The sequence below is a fragment of the Vibrio sp. S457-15 genome (assembly GCF_000960545.1).
Taxonomy (GTDB): domain Bacteria; phylum Pseudomonadota; class Gammaproteobacteria; order Enterobacterales; family Vibrionaceae; genus Vibrio; species Vibrio parahaemolyticus.
In genome coordinates, this window is record NZ_JYOQ01000174.1 from 381937 (window position 1) to 394909 (window position 12973).

A 12973-nucleotide genomic window follows, 5' to 3' on the forward strand; every position below is an offset into this window, starting at 1 on the left:
CATCCAAGCATAAGTTTGAAGACAAGATCAAAAAAGCCAGCGATAAACGCTGGCTTTTTGCTTTGTTGGCTATAGCAACAAATTATTGAGCTTGTTCAGTCGTTTGGTATTCAAACGCAGGAACAACTACTTCCACACGACGGTTCGCTTCGCGACCTTGACGAGTTTCGTTGCTAGCAACTGGGTTTGCTTCACCCATGCCTTTAACTGTCATACGGTCAGCAGCGATACCTTTCGCTTCGAATTCATTAGCAACCGCTTTAGCACGCTTTTCAGTTAGCTGTTGGTTGTACTGAGCAGAACCCGTTGTGTCACTGTAACCAGTGATCTCAACTTTAGCTTGTGGGTAAGTGTTCATTAGATCAACTGTACCAGAAAGTGCTGATGCATCTTTCACTTCTGCGCTTTCTAGGCCGAATTGTACTGTTGCTGTTTGAGCTGGGTACACGTGCTCAACGATACGAGTAGATGGACGTGTTTCTACCACTTCTTCAACTGCTTCTTCTTGAACTACTGGCTCAGAACCAAACTTGTAGTTGAAGCCGATACCGAAGAAGTCAGAATCCATGTCATCAATGATGTCGTCAGACATGTCTTGGTAACGTTGGTATTCAGCACGTAGGCTCCAGTTGTAGTTGATTTTGTACTCTGCACCAAGAGAGCCAGTTGGAACGAAGTCTTTCTCGTCACCAGCCATCATGTATGCCGCACCTACTTTAGCAAACAGGTTCCAAGAATCTGTTAGAGGTAGGTTGAATTTAGGAGCTAGAGTCAACGCCCAAAGGTCACCATCAACTGTGTTTAGACCAGGCTTTTTGAAGTTAGCCGTGAAATCACCTAGGTAATCAACACCGTATTCTGCAGCAACGTATTCGTTGAAGTTGTAACCAATGTGCATACCAGCTGCGAAACTGTCGTCGTCACATGGTTCGTTTAGGTAACATGCATCGTTTAGAGAGTTGTAACCTACTTTACCGCCAATGTAAGTGTCAGCAAGTGCAACGTTAGAGATCACACCACCAGCAAGTACAGTAGCCACTGCAATAGCGATTTTTTTCATTATTTTTTTCCTTTTTCTTGTACACAAAGCAACACAAATTAAGCAAGTCGCTGCTTATCATGTGAAGCCGCAACTTTCTCTTTTTAGTTGAATAGAAACAGCTAAATTTCGTAGGAAGGAATCAAAAAATGATATTCGAACGCCAATGATGTAACACGGATAACACCACCTCTCGATCACACGTTAATTATCTAAACGTGGGCTCTCATTTGAGGAGAAAATCCAACGACATTGGTTTAGCCATAGTCAATTCGTTGCGGAGAATATCACACTCTTAGCACTTTTCTGTGATGCAAATCACCCTATTTTTGCAATTTCTCAAACTTGAGAAGAACTCAGTAAATGGATGAATGGCAACTAATTTTTACAATAAGAAATGCGAATAACAGGAAAGAAAACAGCCCATCAAAGATGAGCTGTTCGGTAATGAATCAATGCTGTGGAACTATTGCATTTAAATTTTGTCAGTCACCGCAAGTGTTGCTGCAAGCACGTCTTGCCCAAACATCACGCTGCGCTCAGGAGACCAACCGTACAACGGATCAGGGTGGTTGTTATTGTCTTTGAATGGCATCTCAATTGTGTACGATAAGCACTTAAATTGCTCGGCAACCCAATTTGAACCAACCGTCAGGTTTGCCTTGCCTGGTTCGTCTTTGTCGTAGCCAATTTCATCTTGGAACTCTGGCGTAATAGTCAACAGTGCTTGTTTGAATGCACTTTCCAGCGCCGCTAAGTTTTCATCGTACGATGGAATGCCTTCAGAGCCTGCAACAAAGTTGTATGGGATCGCTTCATCACCATGAACATCTAAGAACATATCCACGCCCGTTTCGAGCATGCGTTCACGAACAAGGAACACCTCTGGGCTTTTCTCCATTGAAGGCGTTTGCCATTCACGGTTTAGGTTTACACCAACCGCATTCGTGCGTAGGTGACCACGAATACCACCATCTGGGTTCATGTTAGGTACAACGTAAAGCACTGCTTTCTCAAGTAATGCACGGGCAACCGTATCGTTTTCATCCAGCAGACGCTGAATCATACCTTCCATAAACCACTCGGCCATGGTTTCGCCCGGATGCTGACGCGCGATCATCCAGATTTTCTTTTTGCCTTCTTCTGGCTCACCAAAAGTCAGTAGGCTCATGTCGTTACCATCTAGGGTATGACCCAGTGTATCTAGCTTGCAGTGGTGCGCGCTTTGCGCCATGTGCAGTAGATCGAGATGGCGATCATAAGTGTACGGTGCAAAATATGCGAAATAGATAGAGCCGCGCTCTGGGATCACAGTAAACGTTAATGTGTCACCATCAAATTCAGCAGGAATACGGAACCATTCTTCACGGTCATAAGACGCAACAACGTCGTAACCTTGCCAACCTTCAGGGTATGCTGACTTCGCTAGATCGAGCAGTTTGATGGTGTGTGACTGCTCTGCTTCAGTTTCTAAGCGGAAGTGGAACCATTGGTAGAATTCCGACATGTTGTCGTTAGGGATTTTCAGTTGGATGTCATTTTTATCATCCGCTTTAACGACATGGATGCTACCGCTGTCGAAGTTGCTGAATATTTTCATTCTGTTACTCACCTTTTGAATCTGAGCTTGAAAGAGAGAGGCTAACACAAGGCGAAAGTCCGCCCCAACGACTTTCACTGCAAACTGTCTCGTTTGTGGCTAAAGTCTTCAGTTTAGTCGAGCTTATCCGCTTTGCCTGCTGGTCCTGCAAGTTTTGCCAGCCACTTATCCCAGATAAATGGTTTTTGACCACAATCTTCTGCCTCTTCTTTTCGGCGTACTGCATTACGCACCGTCATTGCGCCAATCCAGCGAAACGGCTCTGGAGGGAAATGCCCCAATGGTCCTTTGGCTAAGCCACTTCGAGTCCATTCGTTATCCAACCCTAACACCATAGAAGAGAGGATTTTTCCGCCCATGCGAGTCTGCGCAACACCATTACCTGAATAACCAAAACCATAAAAGACATTACGTTGCTCGTTCAACTTCCCAAAAAATGGAAAGCCGGAGGTTGAACGATCGGATCCTCCTGTCCATGAGTATTCAAACTCCGCCTCTTTCAAACTCGGGAACAGTTTATCGAATGACTTCCTTAGAAGATTTTGATAACGAGTTGGTTTATTGAACATCACGTCCACTTGGTTGTTGAAAGAAAACTGATTGCCTCCCTTGCCTAACATGAGGCGACCATCTGGCGTATCGCGGTAGTAATGAACAAAAATACGCGAATCCAACACGCTCGTTCCCGCTTGCCAGCCCGTTTTTCGTAACGACTCACCAAGCGGTTTGGTAATGACCATGTCGGAAGAAACCACCACGATACTGTTTTTGAACTGCGTAAAGTGCTCCACCATCCATGCGTTTAATGCCAGCACGACCTGCTTTGCTTTTATTTGTGCGTCAGGAGTGCTCACGGTAGCTGGTTGGCCAAAATCCAATTTGGTCATTGGTGTGTTTTCGAAGATTTCGATCCCCATTTCTGATGCAACTCGGCGCAAACCTCTAGCCAACATCGCGGGTTGGACGCTAGCAGCAACCGAAGAATGGAAACCTTCAAGATGACGGGGGGAGCCTGTATTTGCGTGCAGCTCATCTTCTTTGCAGCGACGCCAACTATTGACGCCTAAACGTGAAAGCTCATCGACGACAGGTTGCATGCAGCCCGCTTGCGCGTGATTTGTTGCAGTGTAATACACGCCTTCAAGCGACAACTGAGCATCAATATGGTGCTGTTTACAAAACGCGTCAATTTCAAGCACGGCTTGTTCGGACTCTTTGACTAACCAAGCAGCCTGAGCTTCACCAAACAAACGTTTTAAGGTCGGAAACTTTGTCGACCAAGTCAGCATGCAACCACCATTCGCTCCAGACGCGCCACTACCGCACAGCCCCTTTTCTATCACAACAACATGCTTTTTCGGTGCTTGCTGTTTGATCATAATGGCGGTCCAAAGTCCGGTGTAACCACCGCCAATAATCGCGACATCAGCGTTGATATCTTCATTCAGTGGCTTAGCTGGTTGAGGCTGTTCAAGTTCAAGCGCTTGCTTAAACCAGTAAGATAGGTGTGCCATTGTTTTTCCTTCGTGTCATTCACGAACTTGTTTTCGAGAAGCTCACTGTACAAACGATGCGCAGTTTCAACGAGCAAGAAAAACTATCGCTGCGCGTAAGAAAAAATGACGCCACGCGGCAAAATGACGGGCGATTTTAAAGAATCGAAAAGCACAAAAAAGGAGGAGCGTGGCTCCTCCAAAAAATGCAATGATATTAACTATTAGGGATAGATTAAGGGGAATAGCGTCAGTTAGTACCTACCAGGCTCGCGCATACGGTATTCGTATGTCACATTTACTACTGGCTGGTAAGTCACCTGACCATTACTTTCCATAAATTCATCGACCGTCACTTTTGAATCGGTAATCGAAAATGACTGACGATCCACAAACTCAGACTTACGAGTAAATTCATCTCTAAGCTGGCCAGACGATTTGTTCTGGTAATCTTGGAGCATAACTCGCCCCATATCGTAAGCCGCTTCTTTACTATCCACGACACCACCGTGAATAGTTTGCGTATTATTCGTCCACTGATAGCCACCAGCAAATACAACAGAAGGTGCAGTAGTCAGAGCGAGAAGACTTGCTAAAGTAATTAAGCGTTTCATAAACCTCTCCTTTACTTCCTTACTATCGAACCTGCATTGGTTCGATACCTATAAGTTACGTATAAAGACCTGTAGCACGTCAAATTAATTTCAAATTATGTTCAAGTTTTGTTCAATTTGGTTCTGTGCATGCTTTTGTTTATGACCCACTTCGATCTTTTTCAAACTTGAAATATGCTCTAGCAAAGACCTATCCCTGACACTTCCTTACTCACTCATACAATACCTGCTGTGGTTTTTCTCTTAGAATCCCGAACAAACGAACACTGTTCAAAATTAATTTTGAGTACGTTGGAATCAGCAAGAACACACCTCCTATTTATGCCTTGTGCATCTCTCCATTTTTCGTGTTCCTCGCTGTATTTCCCGTGCTGTTAAAACAGAACCCCAGTTAAGACAAGCTCTTAAGTGAGTCGGGAGTGAAAATGACTGCAAATAAATCCATTTTTGATCATACCAAAGTGATCTATGCTGATGAGTACGCCAACACCTATAACCCTATTTGGGTATATAGAATGAAGTTCATCATGCGTGCGCTTTACTACAAACGAGCATTCAAACACCTTGCGAACAACATTGAATCGTCTTTGTTAGACATGCTTTGTACGCGTACACACCGATTCCTAGAAAAACCGTTTCGCCCGTACATCATCAAGAATAACTCCGCCTTTGATCGCTCTAACTTGGTGGTTGATCACTACAAAACGATTTCAGAACTGCTTTCTAAAGAGACCATTGCCGAGATTTACACCGATTCAAAAGGCTTAACGCTGACCTCATTTGAAATCGATGACATCGAGTACTCGGTTCGATTGGTTTACGAAGCACGTTACCAAAAAGAAGGCGACATGAGTCTTGTGCTGCACAGCGCTGAAGACGGCAACTTCTACACACTTTCGTTTACCGTTGGTCATGTAGACACTGGGCGCTGCATTATGATTGGTGGCCTACAAGGCCCTCGAAGCAGTGAAGAAAACAACGCAAAAATCAAAAAACTGACTCGAAAACTGTACGGTCAGCGACCAAAAAGCTTGATGGTGAGTTTGCTAACACTCATCGCTCAAGTCTGGGAAGTAAACACCATACTCGCCGTAAAAACGCAATCTCACACATACGCAGCACGACGTTACAGTAAAGGACGCATCAAAACCGACTACGACGCACTATGGCAAGAGTTGGGAGGCATTGAATACAACCGCCATTTCTACGCATTAAAAGTGAATGATACGCGCCGCGATACTGAGGGAATGTCTCGCTCCAAACGCTCGATGTACCGCCGTCGTTATGAGTGGCTAGACAACACCAAAGCTGAGTTTGCGACGCGTCTGCGTTAATCCAGCGTATCACGCGACATCTTGTTTATTCGTTTACTATTCGGAGTCCTTATGTCTTACAAATACGCCGTAGCATGCTTGTTGTCTGCACTTTCTGTCACCGCTCATGCCGAGCCAACCAAACACATTGTGGGGGCGAATTTAGGCTATGGTGACGTTAGTTACGACGTCAATAATGGCCATGATGACGGCGACATGTTCTTAGGGGATGTGTATTACCGTTACATGTTCGACCAAAACTTCGGCCTTGAAGCAGGTTACAAAGGCGCGTTTAACGGCATTGGTTCTGTACTCATTAGCCCAATATCAGAAATCACCGACGTGAGTTATGGCGGTCCGCGAATCAGCGGTTACGTAAGCTACCCTTTGGGTGCTGGTTTTGAGCTTTACGGTAAAGGCGGTATCACTTACTACACGTTAAGTTACACGCTTAAAAACAATGGCCAGAATAAAGAATATGACGAGTCTAGCCTTGGCGGAGAAGCCGCAGCTGGTGTCGCTTGGGGCTATAAACACTTTGGTTTGAACTTAGAATACAATTACGCCAAAAACAGCGATTTTGATTCTGGTGGCGTGATGTTTGGCGCACAAATGCGTTTCTAACTCATCCCTCTTTTCTAAGGCACCTGAATTCCGGTGCCTTTAGTTTATGTGCTTCAAGCACCTTCTAAAGACAACACAATGCCTGCCAGGATGAAAGCCACACCGATACCTCGGGTGAGATACCATTTTTCCGCAAGCAACCAAATGCCCATCAGTAAGCCAAATACAATACTGATCTGGCGCAGCGCGACAACTAAGCTCACGTTGTCTGTCATCGTCATCGCAAACAGAACCAATCCATAAGTCGATGCCATCATAATGCCAGCCATACTTGCACTTTTTCGGATTCGCCAAGCCGCCTGCAACTCTTGATCATTTCCGGTGATCAGACACCAAAGTAAAACGGGTAAACCCATCGCCCAAAACTGCGCACCAAGATAGAAGATCGCGCTGTATTGATCGTTGAAAATAGTTGATGCTTGTTGAGTCAGTAGTGTTAACGCCTCTTTGTCCACCACAGAGTAACCTGCCGTGCCAATTGCTGCGATCAACGCCCAAAACACGCCTACATTTAGATACGCCACCAAAGAAACTTGGCGAACATGAGTCAACGGCACCAAAATGCAGCCAAAGGTGATCAACACGAAACCAAGCCACTGTTGAGATGAAAGCGCATGGCCGAGTGCAACACTGAACCCTCCCACCATCATGACCGGCAAAGCGCGTGCAATTGGGTAAATCACACCAACATCGGCATGTTTATACGCCATGATCAAACCGACGAGATACACAATTTGCGCTATTCCACTAAAAGCCAGCATTCCCCAAAACTCAACTGGCAACGAAGTCCAACCGAGCGTGGTTAAATACCAAATCAGATATGGGGTAAGCACTCCACAAGCAGACAGGCTTGCAGCCATCGTGAATGCCACGCCTGATCCGGAATGGTTTTTACCCAAGATATTCCAACCAGCATGCAAAACCGCAGAAAATACAACGAGTGCGATTGCCAAGAAATCCATTTGTTTTCCCGTTTAGGCAAAGCAAAGGCTCCGAGATGGAGCCTTTGAATATGAAAATGCGAACGTTAGTGATTGAGCTCTGCCACCGACTCAATACTGATGGCATCGTGACGCCAGTATTCAATATCGCAGTCAATCAACTCGCCATGTTGGTTATAGTTAGTACGTTCAACAACCATTGCCGGAGTGCCCGATGTTGCTCGCAACGCTTGCGCGACTTCACCAAGCAAGGTACTGGTAGAAATACGGTAACGCGTCTTCTGATACACCACACCAAAGTGCTCGCGATAAATGTCGGTCAGCGAGTTGGTCAAATCAAAGCTCAATAAATTGGGGAAGAGCTCTGGGCGAATATAGTTGGTCACATACACCACAGGTCTGTCTTCCAAATATCGAACGCGGTCAACACGAAAAACATCGGAAAACGGCTGCAGTTGTAACAAGCGCGCAGATTGCTTGTTAGCTAAAGTGCCCTTTGCCGCAATCAGCTCCGTTTTTGGCACGCGATTTTGCGCTTTCGCCATGTTCGGAAAATTAAGTGTTTGAGTAGGGTCGTAGCGTAGTGGCTCAGGTGAAATAAACCAGCCTCTGCGATCTTCACGATAAATTCTCCCTTCGGCTTCCAATAACGACAACGCTTCGCGCAACGTAACTCGGGTTGTGTCGAACGACTCCGCCAACTTGCGCTCCGCAGGCAATTTCTGACGCGGTGATAGCATGCCCGCTTCAATCTGTTCAACAATCGAATCTTTAATTTTTACGTACTGCACGAGGTGTCCTTATCTTTTACGCCAAGCCTGAGTGCGACTTTCTAACCACTTCCCCAACGTCATCTGAACGATCTTCGCAATCGCGGCTGCAATCATGATCATCACGGCCATCGCAGCAGCTGCGCCCGTTTGGCCTGCATCGTCCATGTTTAGAATCGATACCGAAGCAGGAATCGTATCGGTTGAGTACAGGAATACTACCGCAGAAGTGGTGGTCAATGCATTAACAAACAAGTAGGTTGCGATGTCCAAAACAGCAGGCATACAAACCGGTAAGGTCACTTTGAAGAACAACTTGTACTGAGGCAGCTTGACCGATGCTGCCGTCGCTTCTATCTCTGAAGGCAGTTGCTTGAGAGCGGTTAACGCTGTCATGTGGCCGACTGTGTAATAGTGCACTACGGTGTTAATCACCAGAAACGCCATCGTACCGTAAAGCACATTCAATGGGTTGTTCACATCATTGAAGTAAAAGATGTATCCCAAACCCAAAACCATGCCCGGCACCGCCATCGGCACCACACTCAGCATTTGCATCGCCTGACGAACTGGCCCAAACGCACGACCTTTTTCAATACAGTAGGCACCGACAAAAATCACAGCGGTACCAATCAGCGCAGTCCAACCTGCCAGCGTTAACGAGTTGAAGAATGGGCTCCAACCGTAAGTGCTCATTTCAGCAAAGTTGTAATTGTTCAGCGTCAGCGCTTTATTCCACGGCCAAAATGTCACTAGAGAGCCGTACACCGCCATGCCTAACACTGCCAGTACTGCGACAGAAATCAGTGAACAGTATACAAAGCAAAGGCCATCACGCGTTTTGTTGGGTTCTGGTTGATAAGGTACAGAGCGAGTATCAAACAAGCTCTTTTGTTTTTTCTGCACCCAACGATCTGCACCAAACGCCATTACCGCAGGAAATAACAGCATGATGCTGGTTACTGCACCCATGGCAAAGTTTTGCTGGCCCACCACTTGTTTGAAGATGTCGGTTGCCAGAACGTTATAGCTTCCGCCAATGACTTTCGGCACACCAAAATCGGTAATCACCAACGTGAATACGACAATCAGAGTGCTGATCAAACCGTATTTCGCCGCAGGTAACGTCACCATAAAAAAGGTCTTCATCGGTGAGGTTTTTAGAGCACGAGCGGCCTCATACAAACGAGCATCGGAAGTACGCAGCGAAGTGGTCAAAATCATCAGAGCATGAGGAAAGGTCCAAAAGATCAACCCCATTGAAATACCAATCACACCATACACTGAGTGACCACCAAGTAGCTCTTTCGCAACCCCTTGATTGCCAAAGAGGAAGATCAAGCTGATCGCTGGCAAAAGCGAGGGGGCAAGGATTGGCGCGGTACCTAAGATGTGAAATAGACCTTTAAATGGCATGCATGAACGCGTGAGTGCGTAAGCGTAACCAAAGGCCAGAATACCGACCACCGTCGTTACAACGAGTCCCAAACTAAACATATTACCAACGGAAACCCACAAGCTTGAAGAAGAAAAATAAGTCGCAAAGTTGGCTAACCCAACAAACTCTCCATCGCTGTTTTGTACGCTTTTGGCCAGCATCGCCCACAATGGCATCAAGATGAACAAGATCATCATCGTGGAAAGACCCGCCAACAAACCAAACAGCACGATATTGTCGCGGCTAATGCGTCCCATCATTGATTTCGCTTTGTCTTGAGTCGTCAGGCTATTCATCGTCATTGTCTTCGCATCCATGTTTGCACCTATGCCGCCAACGCTTTTGTAAACGCATTCCCCTGAGAAGGGATTACATAGCCGTGCAAGCCACTTTCCAAGAACTGGATGTAACGCACCTCACCAATGCGAATATTGAGGTTTTGCACCGTCTCGACTGGCACATCAACAACGATTGGTTTCGCTTGGCTGTCGTTTTGTAGCTCACAATCCACGCGGAAAAATGCGCCCAAAAACTCGGTAGCGGTAATGCGTACAGGCAGCGAGTTGCGGTAGTTTTCGACAAACTTGATGTTCTCGGGACGCACCGCCAAATCAAAGCGGTCACCACGTTGAACCTTACGATTGGTTAAACTTGGTGCTGGCAGTAGAGTCTCAGCAATACGCACCTGAGATTCGGTCACAACAGATGTCTCGATAAAATTCATGCTGCCGACAAACTCGGCCACAAAGCGCGTTGCCGGTTGTTGGTAGATTTCTTGAGGCGTGCCGACTTGCTCAATTACGCCATGGTTCATCACCACAATTCGATCTGCCATCGAAAGCGCCTCATCCTGATCGTGCGTAACCATAATGGTAGTGATGCCCATCTTTCGTTGCAGCTTACAAATTTCATCACGTAAGTGAACACGTACTTTCGCGTCCAACGCAGATAAAGGTTCATCAAGAAGAAGCAGTCCCGGAGATAAAGCAAGCGCTCGCGCTAACGCCACACGTTGTTGCTGACCGCCCGACAACTGGTTAGGAAACTTCTGCCCTGAGGTTGGTAAGCCTATCGTTTCGAGCCACTGCTCTACTTTCTCCAGCGCCTCTTTGGTTGACATACCTTGGTTTTTCAAACCCACCGCAATGTTCTCTTGTACGGTGAGGTTTGGAAACAGCGCGTAAGACTGAAACACAATGCCGAAATCACGCTTTTCTGGTGGTAGAAATGTGGTCTCTTGGCCGTTTTGAAAAATCGCGCCAGAAGTAGGTAGATCTAAACCTGCAATTGCACGTAATAACGTAGTTTTACCGCAGCCAGAAGGGCCTAAAAAACAAACGAACTCGCCTTTTTCGATCACCAGTGAGATTTGCTTTAATGCAGTGAACTGTCCGAATTGTTTCACTACATTTTTAATGTTCAGATAAGGTTGGTTAATTGACATAACACACACTCCAAATGGTATATACCAATTTTAGTTTTTATGTGTTACGTTCCAATGACAAATTTATAGCCAGAAGATGACAAATAGATGAACGCCCTCGACATTAAACGCTTAAATCTAAACTCATCTTGAAATACGGAATGTCTGATTTATAAAAGCGCTCGCCCTCCTTCTGTAATCCAAACTTCTGATAAATTTTCAATGCCGACTCACGCGCATCGCACCAGAATACCTCTGCGTTCAACGCCTTGGCATCATCAATCATCGTCTCCAACATTCGAGAGCCGATCCCTTTACCTTGTTGACTTGAAGATACAGCAAACTTCCTTAGTCTTGCTGCGCCATTGTTGAAGAAGACTGACGCCACACCCACCAGCTCTCCGTTCACATAACTCCCGTAATGATAGCCAGTTTCATCTTCATCAACCTTGCAAAACTCAATGCTTTTGCTTGGCCATAAAACCTGCTGTCGAAGCGGCAGTGTCTGCTCCGCATTAATACGTTGGATTTCCATGCACTTCCTCTTTTCTACCTGAGTATCCGGCCATTAATGTGCCTCTACTTTTCGCAAGATGCAAAAAAGGAGAGCAACCGCTCTCCTTTTGACAATCGGATTTGTCGTAACCCTTATGATTTTGGCTCTGATTTCGCGTCAAATTTCTCAGACCATGCCGCTAAGATTTCTGCACGTTTGCTACCCATTTGCGCGAAGTCCATCTTCGCCATATTTTCTTGAACGTTCGGGAAGTTAGATACGGTCGCTTTCACTTCTTTATGTCCAACCACTGGGTACATTTCTACGTAAAGCTCGTTTGCTGCTTTAGAGATTGACCAGTCGACAACACGCTTCGCGGCATCAGACTCTTTTACTAGACCAACGGCTTCTGATTCCCAGCCGATACCTTTAGGTGTGATAACCGCAAGCGGTGCGCCTTGTGTTTTCAGCTTCGCGCCGCGGCTTGCCATCGAAATACCGATAGCCACTTCGCCCATACCCGCTTGCACACATGGCTTAGAACCAGAGTGCGTGTAGTGTGCAATGTTTTTGTCTAGGTCACGCATGTAGTTCCACGCCTGATCTTCACCCATGTTTTGCAGCCAAGCAGATACCTGCATGTAACCGGTACCCGATGAAGCTGGGTTTGGCATTGCAATATGCCCTTTATAAACTGGCTTGGTTAGGTCTTCCCATGAGGTTGGCTTAGGCAGGTTTAATTGCTTCGCAACGATTTCATTGAAACAAACAGCGTTAAAGAACGCATCATTACCAAACCAAGCTTGATTCTTTTGCGGGTCATTGAGCTTGGCATGAAGCTGTTCCAACCCGTTTGGCGTATATGGTTTAAGCAGCCCCTGTTCTTTCAACAAAGCCATCGAAGATCCAGCAAGGCCCCAAACCACTTCAGCTTGAGGGTTGTTCTTTTCTGCCAACAATTTCGCCGTCATGATACCGGTTGAATCACGTACCCATTTAATCTTGATATCTGGGTTTTCTTTCTCAAAGGCTGACTTGTATTTAGCAAGTATGTCCGTTTCGAAAGCCGTGTAAACCGTCACTTCCTGTGCAGCCATTGCATTCGTAGCTAGCAGAGAGACAAGTGCAGCCAGCGATCCTTTCATCAAACGGTTTTTCATCATTTTCTCCAGTTAATTTGGCTAAGTTTTCATTTGGTCTGTACCAGTTGACAATATACACC

General features: G+C 46.0%; 12 protein-coding genes. 2 read left to right on the forward strand and 10 right to left on the reverse strand.

Annotated features, from left to right (window positions below; all coding sequences use genetic code 11):
* Window positions 1–82 precede the first annotated feature (82 nt).
* From UF05_RS19075 to UF05_RS19090, 4 genes are all read right to left on the reverse strand, one after another.
* Window positions 83–1060: an OmpA family protein gene (locus tag UF05_RS19075; RefSeq protein WP_015312861.1), complete on the reverse strand. Its 978-nt coding sequence runs from the start codon at window positions 1058–1060 to the stop codon at window positions 83–85.
* A 454-nt stretch (window positions 1061–1514) separates the two neighbouring features.
* The gene (locus UF05_RS19080) at window positions 1515–2639 is read right to left on the reverse strand and encodes a M14 family metallopeptidase (RefSeq protein ID WP_045546304.1); all 1125 of its coding nucleotides are present in this window, start codon (window positions 2637–2639) and stop codon (window positions 1515–1517) included.
* Between the two features lie 113 nt (window positions 2640–2752).
* On the reverse strand, window positions 2753–4153 hold the full coding sequence (locus tag UF05_RS19085) for an FAD-dependent oxidoreductase (RefSeq protein WP_045546305.1): 1401 nt from the start codon (window positions 4151–4153) through the stop codon (window positions 2753–2755).
* Window positions 4154–4386: 233 nt separating this feature from the next.
* A complete protein-coding gene (locus UF05_RS19090) occupies window positions 4387–4746 on the reverse strand; it encodes a DUF3316 domain-containing protein (RefSeq protein WP_025794640.1) in 360 nt (119 codons plus the stop codon).
* A gap of 425 nt (window positions 4747–5171) precedes the next feature.
* Between UF05_RS19090 and UF05_RS19095 the strand changes: the two genes are divergently transcribed.
* Together UF05_RS19095 and UF05_RS19100 are read left to right on the forward strand one after the other, a co-directional pair.
* The gene (locus tag UF05_RS19095; protein WP_005481513.1) at window positions 5172–6080 is read left to right on the forward strand and encodes a VirK/YbjX family protein; all 909 of its coding nucleotides are present in this window, start codon (window positions 5172–5174) and stop codon (window positions 6078–6080) included.
* A gap of 51 nt (window positions 6081–6131) precedes the next feature.
* On the forward strand, window positions 6132–6683 hold the full coding sequence (locus UF05_RS19100; protein WP_017448000.1) for an outer membrane beta-barrel protein: 552 nt from the start codon (window positions 6132–6134) through the stop codon (window positions 6681–6683).
* A 53-nt stretch (window positions 6684–6736) separates the two neighbouring features.
* Here the strand turns inward: UF05_RS19100 and UF05_RS19105 are convergent, their stop codons facing one another.
* The 6 genes from UF05_RS19105 to UF05_RS19130 all read right to left on the reverse strand — a co-directional run bounded on the left by UF05_RS19105 (window position 6737) and on the right by UF05_RS19130 (window position 12914).
* Entirely contained in the window at window positions 6737–7645 is a 909-nt protein-coding gene (locus UF05_RS19105; protein WP_029855382.1) for an EamA family transporter, read from the reverse strand.
* A gap of 65 nt (window positions 7646–7710) precedes the next feature.
* A complete protein-coding gene (gene phnR / locus UF05_RS19110) occupies window positions 7711–8415 on the reverse strand; it encodes a phosphonate utilization transcriptional regulator PhnR (protein WP_025501404.1) in 705 nt (234 codons plus the stop codon).
* Window positions 8416–8424: 9 nt separating this feature from the next.
* On the reverse strand, window positions 8425–10149 hold the full coding sequence (locus UF05_RS19115) for a putative 2-aminoethylphosphonate ABC transporter permease subunit (RefSeq protein WP_045546306.1): 1725 nt from the start codon (window positions 10147–10149) through the stop codon (window positions 8425–8427).
* A gap of 8 nt (window positions 10150–10157) precedes the next feature.
* The gene (locus tag UF05_RS19120) at window positions 10158–11276 is read right to left on the reverse strand and encodes a putative 2-aminoethylphosphonate ABC transporter ATP-binding protein (protein WP_045546307.1); all 1119 of its coding nucleotides are present in this window, start codon (window positions 11274–11276) and stop codon (window positions 10158–10160) included.
* A gap of 103 nt (window positions 11277–11379) precedes the next feature.
* Window positions 11380–11790, reverse strand: a complete 411-nt coding sequence (locus UF05_RS19125; RefSeq protein WP_024701544.1) for a GNAT family N-acetyltransferase — start codon at window positions 11788–11790, stop codon at window positions 11380–11382.
* 113 nt (window positions 11791–11903) lie between these two features.
* Complete coding sequence (locus UF05_RS19130) at window positions 11904–12914, reverse strand: putative 2-aminoethylphosphonate ABC transporter substrate-binding protein (RefSeq protein ID WP_079880220.1); 1011 nt, start codon at window positions 12912–12914, stop codon at window positions 11904–11906.
* Between the last annotated feature and the right edge of the window lie 59 nt (window positions 12915–12973).

Bases quoted from the DNA above. Each gene is read 5' to 3' on its own strand.
- UF05_RS19075 (WP_015312861.1), bottom strand. From the start codon at position 1,060: ATGAAAAAAATCGCTATTGCAGTGGCTACTGTACTTGCTGGTGGTGTG.
- UF05_RS19080 (WP_045546304.1), bottom strand. From the start codon at position 2,639: ATGAAAATATTCAGCAACTTCGACAGCGGTAGCATCCATGTCGTTAAA.
- UF05_RS19085 (WP_045546305.1), bottom strand. From the start codon at position 4,153: ATGGCACACCTATCTTACTGGTTTAAGCAAGCGCTTGAACTTGAACAG.
- UF05_RS19090 (WP_025794640.1), bottom strand. From the start codon at position 4,746: ATGAAACGCTTAATTACTTTAGCAAGTCTTCTCGCTCTGACTACTGCA.
- UF05_RS19095 (WP_005481513.1), top strand. From the start codon at position 5,172: ATGACTGCAAATAAATCCATTTTTGATCATACCAAAGTGATCTATGCT.
- UF05_RS19100 (WP_017448000.1), top strand. From the start codon at position 6,132: ATGTCTTACAAATACGCCGTAGCATGCTTGTTGTCTGCACTTTCTGTC.
- UF05_RS19105 (WP_029855382.1), bottom strand. From the start codon at position 7,645: ATGGATTTCTTGGCAATCGCACTCGTTGTATTTTCTGCGGTTTTGCAT.
- UF05_RS19115 (WP_045546306.1), bottom strand. From the start codon at position 10,149: ATGGATGCGAAGACAATGACGATGAATAGCCTGACGACTCAAGACAAA.
- UF05_RS19120 (WP_045546307.1), bottom strand. From the start codon at position 11,276: ATGTCAATTAACCAACCTTATCTGAACATTAAAAATGTAGTGAAACAA.
- UF05_RS19125 (WP_024701544.1), bottom strand. From the start codon at position 11,790: ATGGAAATCCAACGTATTAATGCGGAGCAGACACTGCCGCTTCGACAG.
- UF05_RS19130 (WP_079880220.1), bottom strand. From the start codon at position 12,914: ATGATGAAAAACCGTTTGATGAAAGGATCGCTGGCTGCACTTGTCTCT.